We start from the raw sequence: 25881 nt of genomic DNA, 5'->3' as shown, positions 1-25881 counted from the left end.
CTTGGCAAAAAGTTGACTGTATCCTGAGGTTTTTAGCTCAAGTTGGGTGGACCAAAAATGCAGTTTCCTGTAAGCTTTCTGCTTTAGTGTGCCCACTAAAAGTTACGCAGAATGAATTCATAAAAAAAGCGGGATGACGGTTCACACGTCATCCCGCTTTTTTACAATCTGCGTTTGCTTCAAGCTTTGATTTTCGGAGGTTTTCTTGAGTAAGCCAGCCCCTAAAGCTGCCATTTTGGCCCTTGCTGATGGCAGCATTTTTCGTGGCGAGGCCATCGGTGCCGACGGCCACACAATTGGAGAGGTGGTTTTCAACACCGCCATGACCGGCTATCAGGAAATCCTTACAGATCCTTCCTATGCCCAGCAAATCGTAACCCTGACCTATCCGCATATCGGCAACACCGGCACCACGCCGGAAGATGCCGAGTCGAACCGCGTCTGGGCTGCTGGTTTGATTATTCGTGACCTGCCGCTGATCGCCAGTAACTGGCGCAACAAGCAATCGCTGCCTGATTACTTGAAAGAAAACGGTACTGTCGCAATCGCCAATATCGATACCCGTCGCCTGACCCGTATTCTGCGTGAAAAGGGCTCGCAAAATGGCTGCATCCTGGTTGGCGACAATGCCACCGAGGAAAAAGCCCTGGAGCTGGCGCGCAGTTTCCCAGGCCTGAAGGGCATGGACCTGGCTAAGGTGGTGAGCTGCACCGAGCAGTACGAATGGCGCTCAACCGTCTGGAACCTGAAAACCGACAGCCACGCTGAAGTGCCTGCCAGTGAATTGCCTTATCACGTGGTTGCCTTCGACTATGGCGTCAAGCTGAACATCCTGCGCATGCTGGTGGCTCGCGGCTGCCGTGTGACTGTTGTGCCGGCGCAAACGCCAGCCAGCGAAGTGTTGGCAATGAATCCTGATGGTGTGTTCCTGTCCAACGGCCCGGGTGATCCAGAGCCTTGCGACTACGCGATCCAGGCGATCAAGGAAGTCTTGGAAACCGAAATCCCGGTTTTCGGTATCTGTCTCGGTCACCAACTGCTGGCCCTGGCCTCGGGCGCCAAGACCCTGAAAATGGGCCATGGCCACCACGGCGCTAACCATCCGGTACAGGACCTCGATACCGGGGTTGTGATGATCACCAGCCAGAACCACGGTTTTGCTGTGGACGAGGCGACCTTGCCAACTAACGTCAGGGCGATTCACAAATCGTTGTTTGATGGCACGCTGCAGGGCATCGAGCGTACCGACAAGGTCGCGTTCAGCTTCCAGGGCCACCCCGAAGCAAGCCCGGGCCCGAACGACGTCGCGCCTCTGTTTGACCGCTTCATCGAAGCCATGGCCAAGCGCCGCTAAGCCTGCAGACTGTGACCAACGGATTCGAGTGAGTAAAAATGCCAAAACGTACTGATATAAAAAGCATCCTGATCCTCGGCGCTGGCCCGATTGTTATCGGCCAGGCCTGTGAGTTCGATTATTCGGGTGCTCAAGCCTGTAAAGCGCTTAAAGAAGAGGGTTTCCGGGTCATCCTGGTGAACTCCAACCCAGCGACGATCATGACCGATCCGGCGATGGCTGACGCCACCTATATCGAGCCGATCAAGTGGTCGACCGTGGCCAAGATTATCGAGAAGGAGCGTCCGGATGCACTGCTGCCAACCATGGGCGGCCAGACTGCACTGAACTGCGCGCTGGATCTTGAAAAACACGGCGTGCTGGAAAAGTTCGGCGTTGAGATGATCGGTGCCAATGCCGACACCATCGACAAGGCAGAAGACCGCTCGCGCTTCGACAAGGCGATGAAAGACATCGGCCTGGCGTGCCCGGTTTCCGGTATCGCGCACAGCATGGAAGAATCCTACGCGGTGCTGGAAAAGGTTGGCTTTCCATGCATCATTCGTCCGTCCTTCACCATGGGCGGCACCGGTGGCGGTATTGCCTACAACCGCGAAGAGTTCGAAGAAATCTGCGCCCGGGGCCTGGACCTGTCGCCGACCCGCGAGCTGTTGATCGATGAATCCCTGATCGGCTGGAAAGAGTACGAAATGGAGGTTGTCCGCGATAAAAAGGACAACTGCATCATCGTCTGTACCATTGAAAACTTTGACCCTATGGGCGTGCACACCGGTGACTCCATCACCGTGGCGCCGGCACAGACCCTGACCGACAAAGAATTCCAGATTCTGCGTAACGCCTCCCTGGCTGTCCTGCGCGAAATCGGCGTGGAAACCGGGGGCTCCAACGTTCAGTTCGGTATTTGCCCGAACACTGGCCGCATGGTCGTGATCGAGATGAACCCGCGCGTGTCGCGTTCCTCGGCTCTGGCCTCGAAAGCTACTGGCTTCCCGATTGCCAAGATTGCTGCCAAGCTGGCCGTCGGCTACACCCTCGACGAGCTGTCGAACGACATCACCGGCGGTCGTACGCCTGCCTCGTTCGAGCCGGCTATCGACTATGTCGTGACCAAGATCCCGCGTTTTGCCTTCGAGAAATTCCCGAAAGCCGACGCGCGCCTGACGACCCAGATGAAGTCCGTGGGCGAAGTCATGGCGATTGGCCGTACCTTCCAGGAATCCCTGCAGAAAGCCTTGCGCGGCCTTGAGGTGGGTGTCGTCGGGCTTGATCCCAAGCTGGACCTGAAGGACCCGGAAAGCGAAGGCACGCTCAAGCGCGAGCTGACAGTGCCGGGTGCGGATCGCATCTGGTATATCGGTGATGCTTTCCGTGCGGGCAAGACAGTTGAAGAAGTCTTTGCCCTGACCAATATCGATGAATGGTTCCTGGTTCAGATCGAAGACCTGATCAAGGATGAAGAGCGGATCAAGACCCAGGGGCTGACCAGCATCGACCGTGATGTGATGTTCAAGCTCAAGCGCAAAGGGTTCTCGGATGCGCGCCTGGCCAAACTACTGGGTGTAACCGAGAAAAACCTGCGCAGCCACCGCCATAAGCTCAAAGTGCTGCCGGTGTATAAGCGTGTTGATACCTGTGCTGCCGAGTTTGCCACCGACACTGCCTATATGTACTCGACCTACGAGGAAGAGTGCGAAGCGAATCCGTCGACGCGCGACAAGATCATGATCCTGGGTGGCGGTCCAAACCGTATTGGCCAGGGTATCGAGTTCGACTATTGCTGTGTACATGCGGCCCTGGCGATGCGCGAAGACGGGTACGAGACCATCATGGTCAACTGCAACCCGGAAACCGTATCGACCGACTACGACACCTCTGACCGCCTGTACTTCGAGCCAGTGACCCTGGAAGACGTGCTGGAAATCGTCCGTGTCGAGCAGCCTAAAGGCGTCATCGTGCAGTACGGCGGGCAAACCCCGTTGAAGCTGTGCCGTGCCCTTGAAGAAGCTGGCGTGCCGATCATTGGTACCAGCCCGGATGCCATCGACCGCGCTGAAGACCGTGAGCGCTTCCAGCAAATGGTTGAGCGCCTGAACCTGCGTCAGCCGCCAAATGCCACTGCGCGCAGTGAAGACGAAGCCTTTGCGGCCTCGAAAGCCATTGGTTATCCGCTGGTGGTGCGTCCATCCTATGTGTTGGGTGGTCGGGCCATGGAGATCGTCTACCAGGAAGACGAGCTGCGTCGCTATATGCGCGAAGCGGTTCAGGTGTCGAACGACAGCCCGGTATTGCTTGATCACTTCCTCAACTGCGCAATCGAAGTTGATATCGATGCGGTCAGTGATGGTGAGCAAGTGGTAATCGGCGCAATCATGCAGCACATCGAGCAGGCCGGTGTTCACTCCGGTGACTCGGCGTGCTCGCTGCCGCCGTACTCGCTGCCTGCGCACATCCAGGACGAGATCCGTGATCAGGTCAAGAAAATGGCCCTCGAACTCAACGTAGTCGGCCTGATGAACGTGCAGATGGCTGTGCAGGGCGAAGACATCTTTGTCATCGAAGTGAATCCGCGTGCATCGCGTACCGTGCCGTTCGTCTCCAAGTGCATCGGCGAGTCGCTGGCTAAAGTGGCTGCCCGGGTAATGGCGGGCAAGACATTGGCCGAGATCGGCTTCACCAAGGAAATCATTCCGCCGTTCTTCAGCGTCAAGGAAGCGGTCTTCCCATTCGCCAAGTTCCCGGGTGTCGACCCTATCCTTGGCCCGGAAATGAAGTCCACTGGCGAAGTGATGGGCGTTGGTGACAGCTTCGGCGAAGCCTTCGGCAAGGCTCAGCTGGGTGCCAGTGAAATCCTGCCAAACTCTGGCTGTGCCTTTATCAGCGTGCGTGATGATGACAAGCCGCAGGCGGCTGATGTTGCACGTGACCTGATTGCGCTGGGCTTCGAGGTTGTGGCCACTGCCGGGACTGCTAAAGTGATCGAGGCTGCAGGCTTGCCTGTGCGCCGCGTCAACAAGGTGACCGAAGGTCGTCCGCATGTTGTCGATATGATCAAGAACGATGAAGTTACCTTGATCATCAATACCACTGAGGGGCGTCAGTCTATTGCTGACTCCTACTCGATCCGTCGTAACGCCCTGCAACACCGGATTTGCTGCACAACCACCCTGGCGGCGGGTGCGGCGATCTGTGAAGCGCTGAAGTTTGGTCCCGAGAAGACCGTGCGCCGCTTGCAGGATCTCCATGCAGGAATCAAGGCATGACAAAATACCCAATGACCGTCCAGGGCGCGCGCGCCCTGGAAGAAGAACATTTGCACCTGACCAAGGTCGTGCGCCCCAAGCTGAGTGAAGACATCGGTACGGCGCGTGAGCTGGGGGACCTCAAGGAAAACGCTGAATACCATGCAGCTCGCGAGCAGCAGGGCATGGTTGAAGCGCGTATTCGTGATATTGAAGGCCGCCTGCAGAACGCACAGATCATCGATGTCACCACCATCGCGCACACCGGCAAGGTAATCTTCGGCACTACGGTTGAGATCGCAAACTGCGAAACTGACGAAAGCGTCACCTACCAGATCGTTGGTGATGACGAGGCCAATATCAAGCTGGGCAAGATTTCGGTCAGTTCGCCTATCGCTCGTGCCTTGATCGGCAAGGAAGAAGGTGATGTAGCCGTGGTCAAGACGCCTGGCGGCTTGATTGAGTACGAAATTGTCGAAGTCCGTCATATTTAAGTCGGGCGATGCGCGTGCAGTGCCGCAAGGGGCTGCTTCGCGACTGAGTGCGGGGGCGATCAGTTGGTTGATCGCCCAGACCTTCTGGGTCGGCGGTATCTGGTTGCTGCAGTTCCTGGTGTTGCCCGCGCTGAGCAAATTGGGGCTGGCGCCATTGCTGGTCGATGATTTGGCGGCGACGCTCAAGCCATTGCTGCTGGGTTTGGCGGCAGTTTGTGCTGGATTGCAGGCGCTTGTGCTGGTGGCAGCGCTGGGCTTGCCTGCCTTGTGGCGCGATATTCGCGGGCAATTGCTGCTGACGACAATGCTGATGGTTGCTGGCTACTTTGGCGTGCACTGGCTCGGGCTGGAGGCGCCACGCTGGCAGCTGTTCAACTACATGGTGCTGGCATTCTGTGGCTTGCTGCTGGTGCTGCAGCCGGTGCCTGCCAGGCAGGGTGGGTGAGGTTCTACCCACCCACCGCAGGCTGCGGTGGGCAACCGGGCTCTATGCATCAACCTTGAAAGCGGCTGACGTTCGACAGGTTTTTATTCGCTTTTGGATTTTTGCGGTAGATCAACGCCATTTTGCCGATGATCTGCACCAGTTCGGCGTTAGCTGACTTGCATAGCTCATTAATTGCGCTGATGCGGCTTTCGCGTTCGGTGATGCGAACCTGTACCTTGATCAGTTCATGGTCGTTAATCGCGCGTTCTAGCTCGGCCAAGACGCCCTCGGTCAAACCATTGTCGGCAATCATTACTACCGGTTTCAGGTGGTGGCCGATAGACTTGTACTGTTTCTTCTGCTCTTGAGTGAGCGGCATAATCTGATCCCTGCGTCTGATCTGGTGAAAATATGGCGCCCAGTTTACCCGAGCGCTGTAATGCTCGCCCAGAAATTCACGATTGTTATTAGAGGTGCCACGTGGCGCGTTCCAAAACCAGCCAGCGTTGGCTGAAAGAACACTTCGATGATCCCTACGTCAAAATGGCGCAACGGGACGGCTATCGCTCGCGTGCCAGCTACAAGTTGCTGGAAATCCAGGAAAAGGATCGAATCCTGCGTCCGGGCATGACTGTGGTCGATCTGGGTGCGGCGCCGGGTGGCTGGTCGCAGGTGACCAGTCGGGTGATTGGCGACAAGGGCACTTTGATAGCATCCGATATCCTGGAAATGGACAGCATCCCTGATGTGACCTTCATTCAGGGTGACTTTACCGAAGACGATGTGTTTGCGCAGATCCTCGATGCCATCGGTAATAATCCGGTAGACCTTGTGATTTCGGATATGGCCCCCAATATGAGTGGGGTAAGGACTGCAGATCAGGCCCGTGCAATGTATTTGTGCGAACTGGCTCTGGATTTGTCCGCACGCGTGCTCAAGCCTGGCGGTGATTTCTTGATCAAAATCTTCCAGGGCGAAGGTTTTGATGCATACCACAAGCAAGTGCGCGAGATGTTTGAAAAGGTACAAATGCGCAAGCCGTTGTCTTCGCGTGACCGTTCGCGCGAGCAGTACCTGCTCGGGCGTGGCTATCGCGGTAATTAATCGGCTTGAGAGACTGGCGCTATGAAACCTAGGTCGGGCTTGCCAGTCTTAACCAAACCCAGGTATTACAAGGGTTTACGGATTGGGTTTTCGCGAGTCGCTGTTGGCGGCTCATAAAGGGTTACAGACAGTGCCTGCAAGAAAGGCGCGTTGTGTAGTAAGTTAGATCGGTACATAACTGGTCGTCATGCGAGGCATGCTCGCGCACGGGCTTGCTTCAGAGGGTAGGTAATTGAACGACATGGCAAAGAATCTGATCTTGTGGCTGATCATCGCGGCTGTCCTTGTGACCGTGATGAATAATTTTTCGAGTCCGAACGAGTCGAATAAGCTCAATTACTCTGAGTTTATCCAGCAGGTTCAAGAGGGCGAGGTCAAGCGCGTAACTGTTGATGGCTACATCATCAGCGGCGTGCATACCGATGGCAGCTCCTTTGAAACCGTGCGTCCGGCTATTCAGGACAATGGCCTGATCAAGGACCTGATCGACAACAAGGTCGATATCGTGGGCAAGCAGCCTGAGCGCCAGAGCATCTGGACCCAGTTGCTGGTCGCCAGCTTCCCGATTCTGGTCATCATCGCCGTGTTCATGTTCTTCATGCGCCAAATGCAAGGCGGTGCCGGCGGTAAGGGCGGGCCAATGAGCTTTGGCAAGAGCAAGGCACGCCTGCTGTCCGAGGATCAGGTCAAAACCACCTTTGCTGACGTTGCCGGTTGCGACGAAGCCAAGGAAGAGGTTAGTGAGCTGGTCGAGTTCCTGCGTGACCCGGGCAAGTTTCAGCGCCTTGGCGGACGTATTCCGCGCGGCGTACTGATGGTCGGTTCGCCGGGTACGGGTAAAACCCTGCTGGCCAAGGCTGTTGCCGGTGAGGCAAAGGTGCCGTTCTTCACCATTTCCGGTTCTGATTTCGTCGAGATGTTTGTCGGTGTGGGTGCCTCGCGTGTTCGTGACATGTTCGAACAGGCCAAGAAGCACGCACCGTGCATCATTTTTATCGATGAGATCGATGCGGTCGGTCGTCACCGTGGTGCTGGCATGGGTGGCGGTCACGATGAGCGCGAGCAGACGCTCAACCAGTTGCTGGTCGAGATGGATGGCTTTGAGATGAATGACGGCATCATCGTGATTGCCGCGACCAACCGTCCCGATGTGCTCGACCCTGCCTTGCTGCGCCCAGGTCGTTTCGACCGTCAGGTGGTCGTGGGCTTGCCGGACATTCGTGGTCGTGAGCAGATTCTCAAGGTGCACATGCGCAAAGTGCCAATGGGGGAAGATGTCAATGCCGCGGTTATTGCCCGTGGTACTCCTGGCTTCTCCGGTGCTGATCTGGCCAACTTGGTCAACGAAGCCTCGCTGTTTGCTGCGCGAGCGGGCAAGCGCCTGGTTGAAATGAAGGAATTCGAGCTGGCCAAAGACAAGATCATGATGGGCGCAGAGCGCAAAACCATGGTCATGTCGGATAAAGAAAAGCTCAACACGGCTTACCATGAGGCTGGCCACGCCATCGTGGGTCGCCTGGTGCCTGAGCATGACCCGGTTTACAAGGTTTCGATCATTCCGCGTGGTCGTGCCTTGGGCGTGACCATGTTCTTGCCCGAGGAAGATCGCTACAGCCTGAGCAAGCGTGCCTTGATCAGCCAGATCTGCTCGTTGTTCGGTGGTCGTATTGCCGAAGAAATGACACTGGGCTTTGATGGCGTTACCACCGGCGCTTCCAACGACATCATGCGTGCCACGCAGTTGGCGCGGAACATGGTGACCAAGTGGGGCTTGTCGGAGAAGCTTGGGCCACTGATGTATGCCGAGGAAGAAGGTGAAGTCTTCCTGGGTCGCAGCATGGGCAGCCAGGGCAGCAACGTTTCGGGCGATACGGCCAAGCTGATTGACGAGGAAATTCGCAGCATCATTGATGGCTGCTACGACACGGCCAAGCGATTGCTTGAGGAAAACCGTGACAAGCTCGAGGCGATGGCCGAGGCGCTGATGAAGTTCGAAACCATCGACGCCGATCAGATTGAGGACATCATGAGTGGTCGTGCTCCTCGTGAGCCTCGTGACTGGACAGGCGGTGGTGATGCAGGTACGCCAGTTGATCCGTCCCTGGGCGCGGATAACAAGCCAGATACACCTGAGAAGCCGATTGGTGGGCCCGCAACAGAAGTCTAAGACTCGGTTGCTGTTTCATAGCGGTTAGGTTTATAGCGCCGGAATACTTCGATGAGGGGTATTCCGGCGTTTTGTTTTGCTGGTCAGGAAAATTTGCTCGCTGATGCAGGCTGGGTAAAATGCCTGGCTTGAATCGCTCGCGGGGTTTTCGGGTTATACATGACGCTAAAACACAAATTTAGCCCGCTGCCTTGTGGTGGCCGGTTTCTTGATCTGACTCGCACCCAGGTGATGGGTATTCTCAATGTAACGCCGGATTCGTTTTCAGATGGCGGGCGTTTCAGCCAGCGAGATGCAGCCTTGCGTCACGCTGAGGCAATGTTGCGCGCAGGCGCTACGCTGATCGATATTGGTGGTGAGTCAACTCGCCCCGGAGCGCAGGCTGTCTCTGTCGAGCAGGAGCTCGAACGCGTTGCGCCGGTGGTTGAGGCTGTTGCGGCCGAGCTGGATGTGATTATTTCGGTCGATACTTCAACCCCGCAGGTTATGATCGAGGCAGGGCGCCTGGGCGCAGGCTTGATCAATGATGTGCGCTCATTGCAGCGTGAAGGTGCTTTGGCGGCTGCGGCTGCAACAGGTTTGCCAGTGTGTCTGATGCATATGCGTGGCGAGCCGACGACCATGCAGCAGAACCCGCAATATCCTGATGTGGTTGCCGAGGTTGAGGGCTTCCTGCTTGAGCGCATGGCCGCTTGCACGGCAGTTGGTATCGGCCAGGATAAACTGCTGCTGGACCCTGGCTTTGGCTTTGCCAAGACCCTTGAGCACAATCTGGGTTTGTTCAAGCGTTTGGAGTCGCTACATGCTTTGGGGCGCCCTCTGCTGGTGGGCGTTTCGCGCAAGAGTATGATCGGTCGGGTGCTAGGGCACGAGGTCGATGGGCGTTTGCATGGCAGCCTGGCGCTGGCCGCACTCGCTGTTGCCAAGGGCGCGCATATCCTGCGGGTACACGATGTCGCTGAAACAGTTGATGTTGTGCGGATGATTACTGCGGTTGAGGCTGCAGAATAACTATTTAGGGAAGACGATTTATGGCACGTAAATATTTTGGCACCGATGGTATTCGTGGCCGTGTGGGTGACTATCCCATTACTCCTGACTTTATGCTCAAGCTTGGCTGGGCGGCTGGCATGGCCTTTCGCAAGCAGGGGGCGTGCCGCATCCTGATTGGTAAAGACACGCGTATCTCAGGTTATATGTTCGAGTCGGCGCTGGAGGCGGGATTGTCTGCTGCCGGAGCCGATGTAATGCTGCTCGGGCCAATGCCGACCCCGGCTATTGCCTATCTGACACGTACATTTCATGCCGATGCGGGCATCGTAATCAGCGCTTCGCACAATCCGCACGACGATAACGGCATCAAGTTTTTCTCGGGGCAGGGTACCAAGCTGCCAGATGAAGTCGAACAGTTGATCGAGGATTTGCTGGATACGCCAATGACAGTGGTTGAGTCCGCCAAGTTGGGCAAGGTGTCGCGAATCAATGATGCCGCTGGGCGCTATATCGAATTCTGCAAGAGCAGTGTGCCCAGCAGCACCAGCTTTGCAGGGCTCAAGGTGGTGCTCGACTGCGCCCATGGTGCAGCCTACAAGGTTGCGCCGAGTGTGTTTCGTGAGCTGGGTGCGGAAGTGATCACGCTCTCAGCCGAGCCAAATGGTTTGAACATCAACCACAACTGTGGCTCCACCCATATTTCAGCACTGCAGGCTGAGGTGGTCGCCCGTGAAGCTGATTTGGGCATTGCCTTCGATGGCGATGCTGATCGCGTATTGATGGTTGATCACACAGGTGCTCTGGTCGATGGTGACGAGCTGCTGTTTATCATCGCCCGTGACCTGCAGGAGCGGGGCAAGCTACAGGGTGGAGTGGTCGGCACGCTGATGAGTAACCTGGGGCTTGAGCTGGCCTGTTCCGAGCTGAATATTCCATTTGAGCGGGCCAATGTCGGTGACCGCTATGTGATTGCCGAGTTGCTTGAGCGCGATTGGGTGCTTGGTGGCGAAAACTCGGGTCATATTGTGTGTTTCCAGCACACCTCGACCGGGGACGCCATTATCGCTGCCTTGCAGGTATTGCTCGCCGTGCGTCGACGTGGACAGCCGCTGGCGCAAGTTCGTCAAGGTATGCGCAAATGCCCTCAGGTCTTGATTAATGTGCGCTTCAAGGGTGGTGTGGATCCATTGCAGGATCCATTGGTTAAGGATGCCTGCGCGCGCGTGACCGAGGAAATGGCAGGCCGTGGGCGCGTTTTGCTGCGCAAATCGGGTACGGAACCGCTGGTTAGAGTCATGGTCGAGGGTGAGGATGAAGCCCTGGTTCGCGGCTATGCCGATGAATTATCTAAAATTGTTGCACAAGTATGTGGTTGAACAGCTTGCCAGTCACGACCGCGCTGGGTATCATCTGCGCCCTCTTTGATCGACGAGGTATTGCATGCGTCGCCCCATGGTAGCTGGTAACTGGAAAATGCACGGTACCCGCGCCAGCGTCGCAGAGCTGATCAAGGGTCTTCGTCAGTTGGCGTTGTCGACTGGCGTGGATGTCGCGGTGTTTCCACCTTGTTTGTACGTCAGCCAGGTTGTTGAAGGTTTGGCTGGTAAGTCGATGGTTGTAGGTGCGCAGAACTGTGCGTATGAGCCATTGCAAGGCGCGCTGACAGGTGAAGTGGCTGCGAGCCAGTTGCATGATGCGGGTTGCAAAATGGTTTTGGTTGGGCACTCCGAGCGGCGTTTGTTGCTGAGTGAATCTGATGAGGCCGTGGCGCGCAAGTTTGCAGCGGCTCAGTCATGTGGCTTGACGCCAATCCTGTGTGTGGGGGAGACCCGCGAGCAGCGTGAGGCAGGCAAGACGTTGGAAGTAGTCAGTCGCCAGCTTGATAGTGTTATTGAGTCGCTGGGGGTTGGGGTTTTTGCCCAGGCTGTGATCGCTTATGAGCCTGTTTGGGCAATTGGCACCGGCTTGACGGCTACGCCGGATGAAGCGCAAAGCGTGCATGCAGCGATACGCGCACAGCTCGCAGCAGAAAACGCTGAAGTGGCTCGCGGCGTAAGAATTTTATATGGCGGCAGTGTCAAGGCCGCCAATGCAGCCGAGTTATTCGGCATGCCAGATATCGATGGGGGGCTTGTAGGTGGAGCCTCTCTGAATGCGGATGAATTCGGTGCGATCTGTCGCGCCGCGGGAAACTGAAAAATGCTGGAAACAGTCATAGTAGTACTTCATCTGTTGGGCGCTATTGGCGTTGTTGTGCTGGTTTTGCTGCAGCAGGGCAAAGGTGCCGATGCGGGTGCATCTTTTGGTTCGGGCGCTTCAGCTACTGTATTCGGTAGCCAAGGTTCCTCTACCTTTTTGAGTAAAGTTACTGCTATACTCGCCACCGCTTTTTTCATAACTAGCTTGGGCTTAGGCTACTTAGCTAATGAAAAAGCTGATGCGTTGACCCAGGTAGGTTTGCCAGATCCGGCAGTCTTGGAAACGCCTCAGACCAAACCGGCAGTTGAAGATGTGCCGGTGCTCGAAGAGCCGCAAGCAGTCGATAAGGCCGCTGATGTACCTCAAGCTCCAGAGCAGCAGTAAAACGTAATTTGCCGAGGTGGTGGAATTGGTAGACACGCAACCTTGAGGTGGTTGTGCCCATAGGGTGTAGGGGTTCGAGTCCCCTTCTCGGTACCAATTTTCAAGAAAGCCCGCTACATGCGGGCTTTCTTGTCGATGGGGCTCTGGTTGACCCGTAGCAAGGTTCAGCCGTATAATCCGGCCCCCAGCTTTGACGCGGGATGGAGCAGTCTGGTAGCTCGTCGGGCTCATAACCCGAAGGTCGTTGGTTCAAATCCAGCTCCCGCAACCAGTAGTAGCTGAGCCCCTTTCCAAGGGGCTTTTTGCTAGCTGAGAGACAGCTTTACTTGCCTTGCGAAGAGGTAAGCTAAATGGATGGGCGTTTCGCCCATTTTTTATTTGCACAGCATGCGCGAGGGGTTCGAGTGTCGAGCAAGCTAGAACAGTTGCAGGACTTGCTGGCCCCGATAGTCGAGGAACTCGGCTATCAGTGCTGGGGCATTGAGTTTCTGTCTCAGGGGCGGCATTCGCTGCTAAGAATTTATATTGATCATGCCGATGGTGTTCTCGTCGAAGACTGCGAGAAAGTAAGCCGGCAGGTCAGTGGTGTTCTGGATGTAGAAGATCCGATCACGGCTGAATACACCTTGGAAGTTTCATCTCCAGGTATGGATCGACCACTTTTCACCCTGGAGCAGTTTGCTGCATTCACCGGTGAACAAGTAAAAATCAAGCTGCGTTCGCCTTTCGAAGGGCGCCGTAACTTTCAAGGCCTTCTGCGCGGTATTGAAGAGCAGGATGTCGTGGTGCAGGTTGATGATCATGAATTCCTTTTGCCGATCGATATGATCGACAAGGCCAACATTATCCCTAGGTTTGATTGAGACGCGGATCCCGCGGATCCAATGGATTGCGAAAGGCGAGGCGTACGATGAGCAAAGAAGTATTGCTGGTTGTTGAGTCGGTATCCAACGAAAAAGGTGTACCGGCCGGTGTGATTTTTGAAGCGCTGGAGTTGGCTTTGGCCACGGCGACCAAAAAACGATTCGAAGACGAAGTCGACTTGCGTGTAGCGATTGATCGCCACACTGGCAACTATGAGACTTTCCGTCGTTGGACGGTTGTTGAAGATGCAGAGCTGGATGATCCGGCACATCAACTGACTCCAGATATGGAGCAGGCAATGAAATCCGACGCCAAAGTCGGTGACGTGCTTGAAGAGAAGATTGAGTCGATTGAATTCGGTCGCATCGCTGCACAGACTGCAAAACAAGTCATAGTGCAAAAGGTTCGCGAAGCAGAACGTGCTCAAGTAGTTGAAGCCTATCGCGAGCGTCTGGGCGAGATCGTCTCGGGTACGGTCAAGAAAGTGACCCGCGACAACGTGATTGTCGACCTGGGCAACAATGCTGAAGCGCTGTTGGCTCGCGAAGATATCATCTCGCGTGAGACCTTCCGTGTCGGTGCGCGCCTGCGTGCACTGCTCAAGGAAATTCGCACCGAGAACCGTGGTCCCCAGTTGATCCTTTCGCGTACTGCGCCTGAAATGCTGATCGAGTTGTTCCGCATTGAAGTGCCAGAAATCGCCGAAGGGTTGATTGAAGTAATGGCCGCGTCCCGTGATCCGGGTTCGCGCGCCAAGATTGCAGTGCGCTCGAAAGACAAGCGTATTGATCCGCAAGGCGCCTGTATTGGTATGCGTGGTTCACGCGTTCAGGCGGTATCTGGTGAATTGGTTGGTGAGCGTGTCGACATCGTGCTGTGGGATGACAATCCTGCGCAGTTCGTTATCAATGCGATGTCTCCTGCCGAAGTTGCTGCAATCATTGTCGACGAAGATGCCCATGCCATGGACATCGCCGTCGGCGAAGACAACCTCGCTCAAGCAATTGGGCGTGGCGGTCAGAACGTGCGTTTGGCAAGTCAGCTGACTGGTTGGACGCTCAACGTGATGACCGAGGCGGATATCCAAGAGAAACAACAGGCAGAGACTGGCGATATTCTGCAGCGCTTCATCGATGAGTTGGAAGTTGATGAGGAGTTGGCGCAGGTGCTGGTTGAAGAAGGTTTTACCAGCCTGGAAGAAATCGCCTATGTACCGATGGAAGAGATGCTCAGTATCGACGGTTTTGATGAAGAAATCGTCAATGAGCTGCGTTCGCGGGCTAAAGACCGCCTGCTGACTCGCGCCATCGCTACAGAAGAAAAACTGGCAGACGCCCAGCCAGCCGAAGACCTGCTCTCGCTAGAGGGTATGGAAAAAGGCCTGGCCCAGGAACTGGCAGTACGCGGTGTGGTTACCCGCGAAGACCTGGCCGAGCAGTCGATTGACGACCTGCTCGACATCGACGGCATCGACGCAGATCGTGCCGGCAAGCTGATCATGGCCGCCCGAGCCCATTGGTTCGAGTAGTTTTACGGCCTGAGGAGAGAAGTGCATGACGCAAGTCACGGTGAAAGAACTGGCCCAAGTGGTCGACACACCGGTAGAGCGCCTGCTGCAGCAGATGCGTGAGGCGGGATTGCCGCACAGCAGTGCCGAGCAAGTTGTCACCGATAACGAGAAGCAAGCATTGCTTGCTCATCTCAAGAGTAGTCACGGCGATAAAAAGGCTGAAGAGCCGCGCAAGATTACTCTGCAACGCAAAACCACCAGCACGCTACGTGTAGCTGGCAGCAAGACCATCAGTGTTGAAGTGCGCAAGAAGAAAACCTTCGTTAAGCGCAGCGCTGAAGAGATCGAAGCCGAGAAGCAGCGTGAGCTCGAAGAGCAGCGTGCTGCAGCCGAGGCTGCTCGCCTGAAAGCTGAGGAAGAAGCCAAGCGTAAAGCTGCCGAAGAAGCCAAGAATGCTCCTGCGGCAACGCCAACTGTTGCTGACGCGCCTGCGCCTGCCGCAGCTGAAGTGCCTGAGCCTGTTGCGACTCCGATGCCGGTCGATGTTCCGGTGGTTGAAGAGCGCAAGAAAGACGAGCCTCGTCGTCCAGATAAAACGCGCAATGACGATGACCGTCGTGCCGAGCGTAAGGCCGGTTCGCATCGTCCAGCTGTTAAAGAGAAAGCACCGGCTCCACGCGTTGCGCCTCGTACAGTCGACGAAGAGAGCGATGGTCACCGTCGCGGTGGTCGTGGCAAGTCGAAACTGAAAAAACGCAATCAGCACGGTTTCCAGAGCCCGATGGGCCCTGTTGTTCGTGAAGTTGCCATTGGCGAAACCATCACTGTTGGCGAACTCGCTGCACAGATGTCGGTTAAAGCCGCTGAAGTCATCAAGTTCATGTTCAAGATGGGCACTCCGGTGACCATCAACCAGGTACTGGACCAGGAAACTGCCCAGTTGATCGCCGAAGAGCTGGGCCACAAGGTCAAGCTGGTCAGCGATAACGCACTTGAAGAGCAATTGGCCGCATCGTTGAAGTACGACGGTGAATCCATCTCTCGTGCGCCGGTTGTGACCGTAATGGGCCACGTTGACCATGGTAAGACATCGCTGCTCGACTACATTCGTCGTGCCAAGGTGGCTTCTGGCGAAGCCGGCGGGATCACCCAGCACATCGGTGCCTACCACGTAGAAACCGATCGTGGCATGGTGACCTTCCTCGATACTCCGGGTCACGCTGCATTTACCCAAATGCGTGCTCGTGGTGCCAAGGCGACCGACATCGTTATTCTGGTTGTTGCTGCCGACGACGGTGTAATGCCACAAACCGAGGAAGCTGTTCAGCACGCTAAAGCTGCTGGCGTCCCATTGGTTGTAGCCGTCAACAAAATCGACAAGCAGGGCGCTGATCTTGATCGTATCAAGAACGACCTTGCAGGCCGTGAAGTTGTGCCGGAAGAGTGGGGTGGCAACACTCAATTCGTGCCGGTTTCGGCTAAAGAAGGTACTGGTGTCGATGAGCTGCTTGAAGCGGTATTGCTGCAGGCCGAGCTGTTGGAACTCAAGGCAACTCCGTCGGCTCCAGGTCGCGGTGTAGTGGTTGAATCGCGCCTTGATAAAGGTCGCGGTCCAGTTGCAACCGTGCTGGTACAGGACGGTACGCTGCGTCAGGGCGATATGGTTCTGGTCGGTTCGAACTACGGCCGCATTCGCGCCATGATCGACGAGAACGGCAAATCGATTAAGGAGGCAGGTCCTTCGATTCCGGTTGAGATCCTTGGTCTCGACGGTACTCCTGAAGCTGGCGACGACATGACTGTTGTTGCTGACGAGAAGAAAGCCCGTGAAGTGGCTCTGTTCCGTCAAGGCAAGTTCCGCGAAGTGAAACTGGCGCGTGCTCACGCAGGCAAGCTGGAAAACATCTTCGAGAACATGGGCCAGGAAGAGAAGAAGACGCTTAACATCGTCCTCAAGTCTGACGTTCGTGGTTCGTTGGAAGCCTTGCAAGGCTCGCTTAGCGGCCTGGGTAACGACGAAGTGCAAGTGCGTGTAGTAGGTGGCGGCGTCGGTGGTATCACCGAGAGCGATGCCAACCTGGCGCTGGCTTCCAACGCGGTACTGTTCGGCTTCAACGTGCGTGCCGACGCAGGTGCGCGCAAGATCGTCGAGCAAGAGTCGCTGGATATGCGTTATTACAACGTGATCTACGACATCATCGAAGACGTCAAGAAGGCCCTGACCGGCATGCTCGGCAGCGATGTTCGCGAGAATATCCTCGGTACTGCCGAAGTGCGTGATGTGTTCCGTTCACCTAAGTTCGGCGCCATTGCCGGTTGTATGGTTATTGAAGGTGTTGTTTACCGTAACCGTCCAATCCGTGTACTGCGTGACGACGTGGTGATCTACGAAGGCGAACTCGAGTCGCTGCGTCGCTTCAAAGACGATATGGCCGAAGTGCGTAACGGCATGGAGTGCGGTATTGGCGTCAAGAGCTACAACGACGTCAAGGTCGGCGACAAGATCGAAGTGTACGAGAAAGTCCAGGTGGCTCGCAGCCTGTAAGGCAGCCTGCTGCAACATGCAACGCCCGGCCCTGCTCAAGCACGGCCGGGCGTTTGCCGCTTTTGAGTCTGATGCTTATGTGGCCTCAGGCGGGTAATTAGGTAGTAAAAATGGCAAAAGAATACAGCCGTGCCCAGCGTATCGGCGACCAGATGCAGCGTGAGCTGGCGCAGTTAATTCTTCGCGAAGTCAAAGACCCCCGCGTCAGTGGCCTGGTGACTGTGACCGCCGTCGAGGTAAGCCGCGACGCAAGCCACGCCAAGGTATTTGTCACTGTGATGGGCGCCGAGATCGATGCCGAGAGCATTCGTCAGAGCGTCAAGGTGCTTAACGATGCCAGCGGTTTTCTGCGGATGCAGCTAGGCAAGGCAATGAAATTGCGTAGCGTGCCAAACCTGCGCTTCCACTATGACGAAAGCGTCATTCGTGGTGCCCAGTTGTCGGCGTTGATCGAGCGTGCCGTGACTGAAGATCGTCAGCACGATGACGAAGCAACTGACGCCAAGGAGTAAGTGCGTGGCTCAGGTAAAGCGTATTCGCCGCAAGGTCAACGGCATCATCCTGCTGGATAAGCCAAAGGGCTTTAGCTCCAATGCAGCCCTGCAAAAGGTGCGCTGGTTGCTCAATGCCGAGAAAGCTGGCCACACCGGCAGTCTTGATCCATTGGCTACGGGTGTATTGCCCTTGTGCTTTGGTGAGGCGACCAAGTTTTCGCAGTATTTGCTCGATGCCGACAAGGGTTATGAAACCCTGATGCAACTGGGTGTGACCACCACCACGGCCGATGCCGAGGGTGAAGTCATCGAGCGTAAGCCGGTTAATGTCCAAGGCGCCGATATTGAAGCGCTATTGCCGCAGTTTCGCGGTGACATAAAGCAGATTCCACCGATGTACTCGGCACTCAAGCGTGATGGCCAGCCGCTGTACAAGCTTGCTCGTGCCGGTGAGGTCGTCGAGCGTGAACCGCGTGACGTGACCATCTCCCACTTGGAGTTGTTGTCCTGCGAGGCAGAAGTTGCGCGCCTGGCTGTCGATTGCAGCAAGGGCACCTACATCCGCACATTGGTCGAGGATATCGGCCATCTGCTGGGCTGTGGCGCTCATGTTGCCGAATTGCGCAGAACCAAGGCCGGCCCGTTCAATCTGACTCAAACCGTCACATTGGAAGAGCTTGAAGCTGTCCATGCAGATGGCGGTAATGAAGCCGTTGACCGCTTCTTGCAGCCAGTCGATAGCGGTCTGGAGCACTGGCCGCTGTTGCAGTTTTCCGAGCACAGCGCGTTCTACTGGTTACAGGGCCAGGCGGTACGCGCTCCAGATGCGCCAAAGTTCGGCATGGTTCGGGTTCAGGATCACAACGGTCGCTTCATCGGGATTGGCGAAGTCAGCGAAGATGGCCGTATTGCACCACGTCGGTTGATTCGCGCTGAGTGAACAAACCGTAGTAGAATGCGCGGCCAGAGAATTTAGTGATCTAAGTTTGAGACAGAATTTGAGAGCTGCTTAGCTATAAGGGGCTCTCACACCGAGGATGGCTGTTAATAGGCACGGTCACTCCTCACTTTAAAACATGGGAAGCAGTTCCCAGCCTATTGCGACCGCTCTGCGGTTGCTTGAATGAGAGGAAGCCAACATGGCACTCAGCGTTGAAGAAAAAGCCCAAATCGTAAACGACTACAAGCAAGCTGAAACTGATACTGGTAGCCCGGAAGTGCAAGTTGCACTGCTGTCTGCCAACATCAACAAGCTGCAAGGCCACTTCAAGGCCAACGGTAAAGATCACCACTCGCGTCGTGGTCTGATCCGTATGGTTAACCAGCGTCGTAAGCTGCTGGACTACCTGAAGGGTAAAGATGTTAGCCGTTACAGCGCCCTGATCGGTCGCCTGGGTCTGCGTCGCTAAGCGATGCTTGCGCGTAGCTGAATGCTGAAGCTGGAAGTGGGTTTACCCCACTTCCAGCTTTTGTGTTTCAGCTACATGCATTTTGGACAGTCTCGGGCCGACTCCCGCAGCTGCCCACGAATTGTTTTATGCAACATTCAGGTGGTTTCGCAAAGCCCCATGTGCGTGTCTGACGCCGTCGCTTTTCGCAGCCCCTTCAGGTTTCCCCCAAGGCAATATAGAGAAGGAAAACACCGTGAACCCGGTAATCAAGAAATTTCAATTCGGTCAATCGACCGTTACCCTCGAGACAGGCCGTATCGCCCGTCAAGCCTCCGGCGCTGTGCTGGTCACAGTTGATGACGACGTAACTGTCCTGGTTGCTGTAACTGGCGCCAAGACCGCTGATCCGAGCAAGGGCTTTTTCCCACTGTCCGTGCATTACCAGGAAAAGACCTACGCTGCCGGTAAAATCCCTGGTGGTTTCTTCAAGCGTGAAGCACGTCCTTCCGAGAAAGAAACCCTGACCTCGCGCCTGATCGATCGTCCGATCCGCCCGCTGTTTCCAGAAGGCTTCCAGAACGAAGTGCAGGTAATCTGCACCGTTATCTCCACCAGCAAGAAAACTGATCCGGATATCGCTGCGATGATCGGTACTTCGGCTGCCCTGGCGATTTCGGGCATCCCGTTCAACGGCCCAATCGGTGCTGCGCGCGTGGCTTTCCACCCGGAAACAGGCTACCTGTTGAACCCTAACTACGAGCAGCTCAAGGCTTCGAGCCTGGACATGGTTGTAGCCGGTACCAAAGACGCCGTACTGATGGTTGAGTCGGAAGCCAAAGAGCTGACCGAAGACCAGATGCTGGGCGCTGTGCTCTTTGCCCACGATGAATTCCAGGTCGTGATCAACGCTGTTGCCGAACTGGCCGCAGAAGCCGCCAAGCCAACCTGGGACTGGCAGCCGAAAGCCGAGAACACTGCACTGCTTAACGCTATTCGTAGCGAGTTTGGCGATGCTATCTCCCAGGCTTACACCATCACTGTCAAGCACGAGCGCTATGCGCGCCTGGGCGAGTTGCGCAATGAAGTCGTTGCCAAGTTCTCCGGTGAAGAAGACCAGCCGACTGCCGGCGAAGTCAAAGACATCTTCGGTGAAATCGAATACCGCACCGTACGCGAGAACATCGTTAACGGTCAGCCGCGTATCGATGGCCGTGACACCCGTACCGTGCGTGGCCTGAACATCGAAGTCGGTGTTCTGGACAAGACCCACGGCTCGGCCTTGTTCACCCGTGGCGAAACCCAGGCGCTGGTCGTGGCCACTTTGGGTACCGCCCGTGATGCACAGTTGCTCGACACCCTTGAAGGCGAGCGTAAAGACCCGTTCATGCTGCACTACAACTTCCCACCGTATTCGGTTGGCGAGTGTGGCCGCATGGGCGCTACGGGTCGTCGCGAAATCGGTCACGGCCGCCTGGCACGCCGTTCGGTTGCCGCCATGCTGCCAAACGCCGATGAGTTCCCGTACACCATCCGTGTGGTATCGGAAATCACTGAATCCAACGGTTCCAGCTCCATGGCTTCGGTCTGCGGTGCTTCCCTGGCGCTGATGGATGCCGGTGTTCCGATGAAGGCTCCGGTTGCCGGTATCGCCATGGGTCTGGTTAAGGAAGGCGAGAAGTTTGCAGTCCTGACCGACATTCTCGGCGACGAAGATCACCTGGGCGACATGGACTTCAAGGTAGCGGGTACCGACAAAGGCGTTACCGCGCTGCAGATGGACATCAAGATCCAGGGCATCACCGAAGAAATCATGGAAATCGCTCTGGGCCAAGCCCTGGAAGCGCGCCTGAATATCCTCGGCCAGATGAACCAGGTTCTCGCCCAGTCGCGTACTGAGTTGTCGGCAAATGCCCCAACCATGATCGCGATGAAGATCGATCAGGACAAGATCCGTGATGTGATCGGTAAAGGCGGCGCGACCATCCGTGCGATCTGTGAAGAAACCAAAGCCTCGATCGATATCGAAGACGACGGTTCGATCAAGATCTTCGGCGAAACCAAGGACGCAGCTGAAGCCGCTAAGCAGCGTGTCCTGGGCATCACCGCAGAAGCTGAAATCGGCAAGATCTATGTCGGCAAGGTTGAGCGTATTGTTGACTTCGGCGCCTTCGTAAACATCCTGCCGGGCAAAGACGGCCTGGTGCACATCTCGATGTTGAGCGATGCTCGCGTTGAGAAGGTCACCGACATTCTGAAGGAAGGTCAGGAAGTTGAAGTGCTGGTACTGGACGTGGACAACCGCGGCCGTATCAAGCTGTCGATCAAGGACGTTGCCGCTGCCAAGGCATCGGGCGTTTAATCGCGAGCTGTCTGTAGTCTAGAAAAGGGCCCTTGCGGGCCCTTTTTTTTGCGCTGTGATAATTGTGGTTTTGATTGTGTCGGGTGGGCGCGGCTGCTCAGCATTGAATGCCAAATGTTTTGCTCAGCTTGGCGGCCCCTTTTGGGGTCAAGGTGAGCGCCCTGGAGTCGAGGTGACGGCTCATCCAGCCTTGTTTAAGCATCAAGTTAAGTAATGCTGCTCCCAATGCACCGCCGATGTGTGGAGAGCGCTCACTCCAATCCATGCAGGGATAGGCCAGACGCCTGCGTTGGCTTAATGCGCTGTCTACATCAAGCCCCAGTCGGGCAAGGCTGTCTGCTCCTTGTTCGCTCAGGCAGTAATCCTTGTCTTGTAGATAAATCCAGCCCTCATTCAGCAGTGCATCGTGCAGCCCGACCGCAATCTCGCCTGCGCAATGGTCATAACAGGTTCTCGCATGCCTCAAGGCTGAAGGCGTGCTGGGTTTGAACCTCATTGCCTGGTGATCCGTTATCGACAATAACGACTCCAACGCTTTGGCCACCTGGGCATTGCTTAGCCGGTAATAACGATAGCGACCTTGAACATGCATCTCTACCAAGCCCTGCTCGCGAAGTCGCGCAAAGTGAGCGCTTGCTGTCGAGGCGCCAACATCGGCCAGCGCGGCCAGTTCAGTCGCCGTGCGAGCACAGCCGTCCAGTAGCGCGCAAAGCATTTTTGAGCGGGCAGGGTCAGCGATTGCACCTGCTACCGCCGCCAGAGAAAGATCTGCAGATTCAGCATCCATAGTTCAGCTTTTCCCGAAGTGTCCATGTGCGAAATCATCATACTTCGGCAAAAGCATAGGAAGGAACAGGTTGATGAACGCATCAAGTTTTTTTGGCAAAAAGGTAGTGGCTGCAACTTTTTTGATGGCTGTCTTCGGCTGGGGTATTGGTTTTTATGGCCCGCCGATATTCATGTATGCCGTGATGCAGAGGACAGGCTGGTCCTTGGCGCTGTGTTCGGCAGCTGTGACCCTGCACTTTCTGGCAGGCACCTTGGTAGTCGTGAAGCTACCTGTTCTATATAAACGTGCAGGTATTCCCTTAACGACGCTTTTCGGCGCGATGACCCTTGCTTTGGGTGTGTACGGGTGGTCGATAGCCAGCCAGCCGTATCAGTTGTTCATAGCCGCAATCCTCAGCGGGTTCGGTTGGGTCACCATGGGCGCTGCAGCGGTTAATGCAATTATTGCCCCCTGGTTCGTCAGCAAGCGCCCAGGTGCCTTGGCAATGGCCTACAACGGCGCGAGCATCGGTGGTGTCATCTTTTCATCTGTTTGGGTCTATCTAATTGGCCGGTTTGGATTTTCACAGGCCTCAATTGGCGTCGGGGTTCTGTCGGTGTTCGTTATCGCACTGCTCTGCTTTTACGTTTTCAGGGTTCGGCCTGGACAGATAGGCCAATACCCGGATGGTGAGTCTTATGCGCCAATTGAGCAGGCCCAATCGTCAAGCCCGGCAGTGATATCACTATGGAACAATAGGCAGTTCCTCACGTTAACGGTGGCAATGTCACTCGGGCTGTTCGCTCAGATTGGGCTGATCAGCCAGCTGTTCTTGCTATTGGTTGGTCACGTCGCGGAACAACAGGCGGGGTTGGCAATGGGGCTGGCAACGGTAAGCGCGATAGCGGGCAGGTTTTTGTCCAGCTGGCTGCTATCGCCAAGCGCAAGTCGCCGTAGGGTTGCTGGCATGAGCTATGGCTGCCAGTTCGCCGGATGCTTGAGCTTGATGGGCATAGGTGCTTTTCCAGAGCTGCTTTGGGTCGGCATGGTCCTTTTCGGCCTGGGCATTGGTAATGCAACGTCCTTGCCACCGCTTATTGCTCAGTCAGAGTTTGCTCGCCAGCAGATTCAACGGGTGGTGACGCTGATCGTTGCGACTGCACAAGGTTGCTACGCTTTCGCTCCGGTAGTTTTTGGCGGGGCCAGATCATTGTTTGCAGGGGAAGCGGGGGAGTTGTTCATACTGGCTATGGCTGGATGCTTTCAAGGTCTTGCAATATTCGCCCTGTTTGTCGGGAGCAAAGGTTCAGAACAATCAGGAATAATGTTCAAGTCACCAGGCAGTAATGGGGCAAACCCAAGTGCCTAGCGTGATGCGCTGCATGGCTCTGGTGTTTTCCAGGTGCAGATAATACCCGCTGGCATTAGGCTATCGCGGTGGATGGCTAAGTACATATCGAGCTCTCAGGAATATAACTTATGGACAAGACCGCTTGCCGCTATCACCCCGAACAGCCAGCGACCTGGTTGTGTCGCTCGTGCGAGCGCAGCTATGGCGATTGTTGTATTCCGTTGAATATGGATGCGCCGGATGACGCGCCACGTTGTCCCATGTGCAGCAGCCAGCTGGAGTTTCTGGGGGCTGCCAATACTGCGCAGCCGTTTTGGCAGCGTTTGCCAGCATTTTTCCTCTACGCCTTGCAGCCCGGGCCGCTGGCATTTGCCGCGCTGTTGGCTGTTGCCAGCATCTTTATGCCGCGTTCGATTATCTTGTGGGTGATTCTGTTCAGTATCGCCACCAAGTATTTTCACAGCGTCATTGAGGCCAACAGCCTTGCGGTAAAGGCTGCGCCAAGTTTGACCAGTGCTTTTACTGGCGAGGGCTTCAGCCTGTTTTTCAAGCAGCTGGCGGTATTCCTCATCGCTTTTGCGATCCTTTGGCTCGCGGCGGACTTCAACAGCGAAGCGCTTTATTGGTGTGTGAACATCGGCCTGTTGCTGGTTATGCCCGCGAGCATCATACGTTTGGCGCTGGATAAGGACCTCTCTTCGGCATTGAGTCCGGAGCAGGTCGGGCAGGTCATCACCGCCATGGGCTGGCGCTATCTGATTCTTTGCGCATTCCTGTTCATCCTCTGGCAGTCACCGGGCTGGGTCGCTTATATGCTGGCACATGGCTTGCCCCGAGTGATCTTGCTGCCGGTCATGGCCTTTGCCTTCGCCTATTTCGGCGTGGTGATGTGCGCGATGATGGGCTACGTCGTGTTCCAGTACCAAGGTGCATTGGGCTACGTGATCGTCGATGAAGATAGCCAGGCAGGGTTTGCGGCAGATGAATACCAGCGGCGCAAGGCGCTGGCTGAAACCGAGATCCGCTTGAAGGAAGGGCAGAGTGATAATGCTCTTGAAACGCTGACCGCGGCACTTGAGAAGCATCCTGACGATCTCAAGCTCAATGAGCGATTTCACCAACTGCTTTTCAATCTCAATTCAGGCGAGCGCTGCTTGCGCCATCTTCAGCATTATATGCCGCTGGCTGCGCGGCTTAACCCGGCACTGGGAGCGACGGCCTTGCTTAATGCCCGTCGGTTCAAGGCCGATTACCTGCCTGATGATCCTCTGGTCTGTGAGCGTATTGCCGAGGCCCTGGCTATGCGCCACAAGAATCGTGAGGCCTTGAGCCTGCTACGTAACCTGCATCAACGGGCACCTGATTACCCACAAATTCCGCGGGCTTATCTGCTGGCGGCACGCATTTTTGCCGAAGGGCTTGGGCAGGTTGAGCAAGCGCAAAAATTGCTGCAGTTCGTTCGCCTGCGCTATCCACAGTCGCCCTTGCTCGGCGAGGTGGCCAACCTGGAGGCGACCCTGGCCAAATTATCCGGCATGCCGGGTTGATCCGATTATATCGTGCAATATGCCCGGTAGAATTTGATCGAACATGCGCATTGCACGAAAGCTGAAAATTGGTTTGATTGTTAAGTATATGATTTAAAAGGGTTTTTATCTGTTTAAAAAGTTGGCACAGGGCCTGCAATAGTACTGGTGAGACTGCAGCTAGGATCTGGCATGCAGAATAATCAAAATGTACAGGAGCGATACCCATGAAAACGCCAATTAATAAGTTCGCCTTTGCCGCTATCACCGCGACCGCCCTGAGCTTGCCGCTGGCGGGTACCGCATTTGCCGATACCTCAAGCGCCATGCAGCCAACCATGCTGGCCGCCAACGACACCATGGACCAAGCCGGTGAAGTTGTAACCGATACCTGGATCACCAGCAAAGTTAAGTCGACCTTCCTGGCTGACGATAGCCTCAGCGCCCTGGATATCAAGGTCGAGACCAACAAAGGTGTTGTGTCGTTGTCCGGCGTCGTGGCCAGCGATGCAGAGCGTGATCTGGCAGTGGCCAAAACCAAGGAAATCAACGGTGTTAAAGACGTTTCGGCTGATGGCCTGAAAACAGCTGACTAATTCAGCTTGCCAGGTTGCCAAGTGCAATTGTCTTCAACGCTAGTTAATGTTCGCAATTTAGAGACCTCTGGAGCTGCAGGGAGTGCAGCCGCTTTTTCAGCGGTCTCGAACAGGA

The 25881-nt window shown here is 55.7% G+C and carries 22 protein-coding genes and 2 tRNA genes; 22 read left to right on the top strand and 2 right to left on the bottom strand.

The annotated features are described in order from the left end of the window. Positions 1–205 precede the first annotated feature (205 nt). Genes carA through CHB79_RS14385 form a run of 4 tightly spaced genes read left to right on the top strand, consistent with a single transcriptional unit; the run spans position 206 to position 5532 of the window. Positions 206–1354 (top strand): glutamine-hydrolyzing carbamoyl-phosphate synthase small subunit, encoded by a 1149-nt coding sequence (gene carA / locus CHB79_RS14400; RefSeq protein WP_089360432.1) that lies wholly within the window; start codon positions 206–208, stop codon positions 1352–1354. Between the two features lie 38 nt (positions 1355–1392). Further along, positions 1393–4614, top strand: a complete 3222-nt coding sequence (gene carB, locus CHB79_RS14395; RefSeq protein WP_010487540.1) for a carbamoyl-phosphate synthase large subunit — start codon at positions 1393–1395, stop codon at positions 4612–4614. Next, entirely contained in the window at positions 4611–5087 is a 477-nt protein-coding gene (gene greA, locus CHB79_RS14390) for a transcription elongation factor GreA (RefSeq protein WP_010487541.1), read from the top strand. The genes carB and greA overlap by 4 nt, the downstream gene beginning before the upstream one ends. Before the next feature lie 43 nt (positions 5088–5130). Then, a complete protein-coding gene (locus CHB79_RS14385) occupies positions 5131–5532 on the top strand; it encodes a DUF4149 domain-containing protein (RefSeq protein ID WP_089360598.1) in 402 nt (133 codons plus the stop codon). A gap of 49 nt (positions 5533–5581) precedes the next feature. Here CHB79_RS14385 and yhbY read toward each other — a convergent pair whose 3' ends face one another. After that, positions 5582–5893, bottom strand: a complete 312-nt coding sequence (gene yhbY, locus CHB79_RS14380) for a ribosome assembly RNA-binding protein YhbY (RefSeq protein WP_010487543.1) — start codon at positions 5891–5893, stop codon at positions 5582–5584. Positions 5894–5994: 101 nt separating this feature from the next. Here yhbY and rlmE point away from each other — a divergent pair, with 101 nt between their 5' ends. The 15 genes from rlmE (at position 5995) to pnp (ending at position 21524) form a co-directional block, all read left to right on the top strand. Further along, complete coding sequence (gene rlmE / locus CHB79_RS14375) at positions 5995–6618, top strand: 23S rRNA (uridine(2552)-2'-O)-methyltransferase RlmE (protein ID WP_010487545.1); 624 nt, start codon at positions 5995–5997, stop codon at positions 6616–6618. A gap of 241 nt (positions 6619–6859) precedes the next feature. Further along, positions 6860–8785 carry an ATP-dependent zinc metalloprotease FtsH gene (ftsH, locus tag CHB79_RS14370; RefSeq protein WP_089360431.1) on the top strand — a complete coding sequence of 642 codons (1926 nt, stop codon included), beginning with the start codon at positions 6860–6862 and terminating at the stop codon, positions 8783–8785. A 159-nt stretch (positions 8786–8944) separates the two neighbouring features. Beyond that, complete coding sequence (folP, locus tag CHB79_RS14365; RefSeq protein WP_089360430.1) at positions 8945–9796, top strand: dihydropteroate synthase; 852 nt, start codon at positions 8945–8947, stop codon at positions 9794–9796. Between the two features lie 20 nt (positions 9797–9816). Next, positions 9817–11154, top strand: a complete 1338-nt coding sequence (glmM, locus tag CHB79_RS14360) for a phosphoglucosamine mutase (protein WP_089360429.1) — start codon at positions 9817–9819, stop codon at positions 11152–11154. 64 nt (positions 11155–11218) lie between these two features. After that, entirely contained in the window at positions 11219–11974 is a 756-nt protein-coding gene (tpiA, locus tag CHB79_RS14355; RefSeq protein ID WP_089360428.1) for a triose-phosphate isomerase, read from the top strand. Between the two features lie 3 nt (positions 11975–11977). Beyond that, positions 11978–12361: a preprotein translocase subunit SecG gene (gene secG, locus CHB79_RS14350; RefSeq protein WP_010487551.1), complete on the top strand. Its 384-nt coding sequence runs from the start codon at positions 11978–11980 to the stop codon at positions 12359–12361. 10 nt (positions 12362–12371) lie between these two features. Further along, positions 12372–12457 (top strand) — tRNA-Leu (locus CHB79_RS14345). A 98-nt stretch (positions 12458–12555) separates the two neighbouring features. Next, positions 12556–12632 (top strand) — tRNA-Met (locus CHB79_RS14340). Positions 12633–12765: 133 nt separating this feature from the next. Continuing rightward, the gene (gene rimP / locus CHB79_RS14335) at positions 12766–13224 is read left to right on the top strand and encodes a ribosome maturation factor RimP (protein WP_010487552.1); all 459 of its coding nucleotides are present in this window, start codon (positions 12766–12768) and stop codon (positions 13222–13224) included. A gap of 47 nt (positions 13225–13271) precedes the next feature. Then, entirely contained in the window at positions 13272–14753 is a 1482-nt protein-coding gene (gene nusA / locus CHB79_RS14330) for a transcription termination factor NusA (RefSeq protein WP_010487553.1), read from the top strand. 25 nt (positions 14754–14778) lie between these two features. Next, a complete protein-coding gene (gene infB / locus CHB79_RS14325) occupies positions 14779–17280 on the top strand; it encodes a translation initiation factor IF-2 (protein WP_089360427.1) in 2502 nt (833 codons plus the stop codon). Between the two features lie 110 nt (positions 17281–17390). Next, positions 17391–17792 carry a 30S ribosome-binding factor RbfA gene (gene rbfA, locus CHB79_RS14320; RefSeq protein ID WP_089360426.1) on the top strand — a complete coding sequence of 134 codons (402 nt, stop codon included), beginning with the start codon at positions 17391–17393 and terminating at the stop codon, positions 17790–17792. Between the two features lie 4 nt (positions 17793–17796). Next, positions 17797–18714: a tRNA pseudouridine(55) synthase TruB gene (gene truB, locus CHB79_RS14315; protein WP_089360425.1), complete on the top strand. Its 918-nt coding sequence runs from the start codon at positions 17797–17799 to the stop codon at positions 18712–18714. A gap of 199 nt (positions 18715–18913) precedes the next feature. Next, positions 18914–19183, top strand: a complete 270-nt coding sequence (gene rpsO, locus CHB79_RS14310) for a 30S ribosomal protein S15 (RefSeq protein WP_010487557.1) — start codon at positions 18914–18916, stop codon at positions 19181–19183. A gap of 235 nt (positions 19184–19418) precedes the next feature. Then, a complete protein-coding gene (gene pnp, locus CHB79_RS14305) occupies positions 19419–21524 on the top strand; it encodes a polyribonucleotide nucleotidyltransferase (RefSeq protein ID WP_089360424.1) in 2106 nt (701 codons plus the stop codon). A gap of 97 nt (positions 21525–21621) precedes the next feature. Here the strand turns inward: pnp and CHB79_RS14300 are convergent, their stop codons facing one another. Next, positions 21622–22311: an ArsR/SmtB family transcription factor gene (locus CHB79_RS14300; protein WP_010487560.1), complete on the bottom strand. Its 690-nt coding sequence runs from the start codon at positions 22309–22311 to the stop codon at positions 21622–21624. A 73-nt stretch (positions 22312–22384) separates the two neighbouring features. On the opposite strand from CHB79_RS14300, the gene CHB79_RS14295 reads away from it, so the two are divergent. The 3 genes from CHB79_RS14295 (at position 22385) to CHB79_RS14285 (ending at position 25766) form a co-directional block, all read left to right on the top strand. Then, positions 22385–23662 carry an MFS transporter gene (locus tag CHB79_RS14295; protein WP_089360423.1) on the top strand — a complete coding sequence of 426 codons (1278 nt, stop codon included), beginning with the start codon at positions 22385–22387 and terminating at the stop codon, positions 23660–23662. A gap of 110 nt (positions 23663–23772) precedes the next feature. Beyond that, the gene (locus CHB79_RS14290) at positions 23773–25191 is read left to right on the top strand and encodes a tetratricopeptide repeat protein (RefSeq protein ID WP_089360422.1); all 1419 of its coding nucleotides are present in this window, start codon (positions 23773–23775) and stop codon (positions 25189–25191) included. A gap of 206 nt (positions 25192–25397) precedes the next feature. Further along, positions 25398–25766 carry a BON domain-containing protein gene (locus CHB79_RS14285; RefSeq protein ID WP_010487566.1) on the top strand — a complete coding sequence of 123 codons (369 nt, stop codon included), beginning with the start codon at positions 25398–25400 and terminating at the stop codon, positions 25764–25766. Positions 25767–25881 lie beyond the last annotated feature (115 nt).

It is taken from the genome of Pseudomonas segetis, from assembly GCF_900188155.1.
Classification (GTDB): domain Bacteria; phylum Pseudomonadota; class Gammaproteobacteria; order Pseudomonadales; family Pseudomonadaceae; genus Aquipseudomonas; species Aquipseudomonas segetis.
This window is presented reverse-complemented; position numbering and strand designations above follow the sequence as displayed.

What these genes read in the sequence shown, in the direction of transcription:
- nusA (WP_010487553.1), top strand. Translation starts at nt 13,272, where the DNA reads ATGAGCAAAGAAGTATTGCTGGTTGTTGAGTCGGTATCCAACGAAAAA.
- rpsO (WP_010487557.1), top strand. Translation starts at nt 18,914, where the DNA reads ATGGCACTCAGCGTTGAAGAAAAAGCCCAAATCGTAAACGACTACAAG.
- carB (WP_010487540.1), top strand. Translation starts at nt 1,393, where the DNA reads ATGCCAAAACGTACTGATATAAAAAGCATCCTGATCCTCGGCGCTGGC.
- tpiA (WP_089360428.1), top strand. Translation starts at nt 11,219, where the DNA reads ATGCGTCGCCCCATGGTAGCTGGTAACTGGAAAATGCACGGTACCCGC.
- CHB79_RS14290 (WP_089360422.1), top strand. Translation starts at nt 23,773, where the DNA reads ATGGACAAGACCGCTTGCCGCTATCACCCCGAACAGCCAGCGACCTGG.
- CHB79_RS14285 (WP_010487566.1), top strand. Translation starts at nt 25,398, where the DNA reads ATGAAAACGCCAATTAATAAGTTCGCCTTTGCCGCTATCACCGCGACC.
- glmM (WP_089360429.1), top strand. Translation starts at nt 9,817, where the DNA reads ATGGCACGTAAATATTTTGGCACCGATGGTATTCGTGGCCGTGTGGGT.
- yhbY (WP_010487543.1), bottom strand. Translation starts at nt 5,893, where the DNA reads ATGCCGCTCACTCAAGAGCAGAAGAAACAGTACAAGTCTATCGGCCAC.
- infB (WP_089360427.1), top strand. Translation starts at nt 14,779, where the DNA reads ATGACGCAAGTCACGGTGAAAGAACTGGCCCAAGTGGTCGACACACCG.
- secG (WP_010487551.1), top strand. Translation starts at nt 11,978, where the DNA reads ATGCTGGAAACAGTCATAGTAGTACTTCATCTGTTGGGCGCTATTGGC.
- ftsH (WP_089360431.1), top strand. Translation starts at nt 6,860, where the DNA reads ATGGCAAAGAATCTGATCTTGTGGCTGATCATCGCGGCTGTCCTTGTG.
- CHB79_RS14300 (WP_010487560.1), bottom strand. Translation starts at nt 22,311, where the DNA reads ATGGATGCTGAATCTGCAGATCTTTCTCTGGCGGCGGTAGCAGGTGCA.
- folP (WP_089360430.1), top strand. Translation starts at nt 8,945, where the DNA reads ATGACGCTAAAACACAAATTTAGCCCGCTGCCTTGTGGTGGCCGGTTT.
- greA (WP_010487541.1), top strand. Translation starts at nt 4,611, where the DNA reads ATGACAAAATACCCAATGACCGTCCAGGGCGCGCGCGCCCTGGAAGAA.
- CHB79_RS14295 (WP_089360423.1), top strand. Translation starts at nt 22,385, where the DNA reads ATGAACGCATCAAGTTTTTTTGGCAAAAAGGTAGTGGCTGCAACTTTT.
- rbfA (WP_089360426.1), top strand. Translation starts at nt 17,391, where the DNA reads ATGGCAAAAGAATACAGCCGTGCCCAGCGTATCGGCGACCAGATGCAG.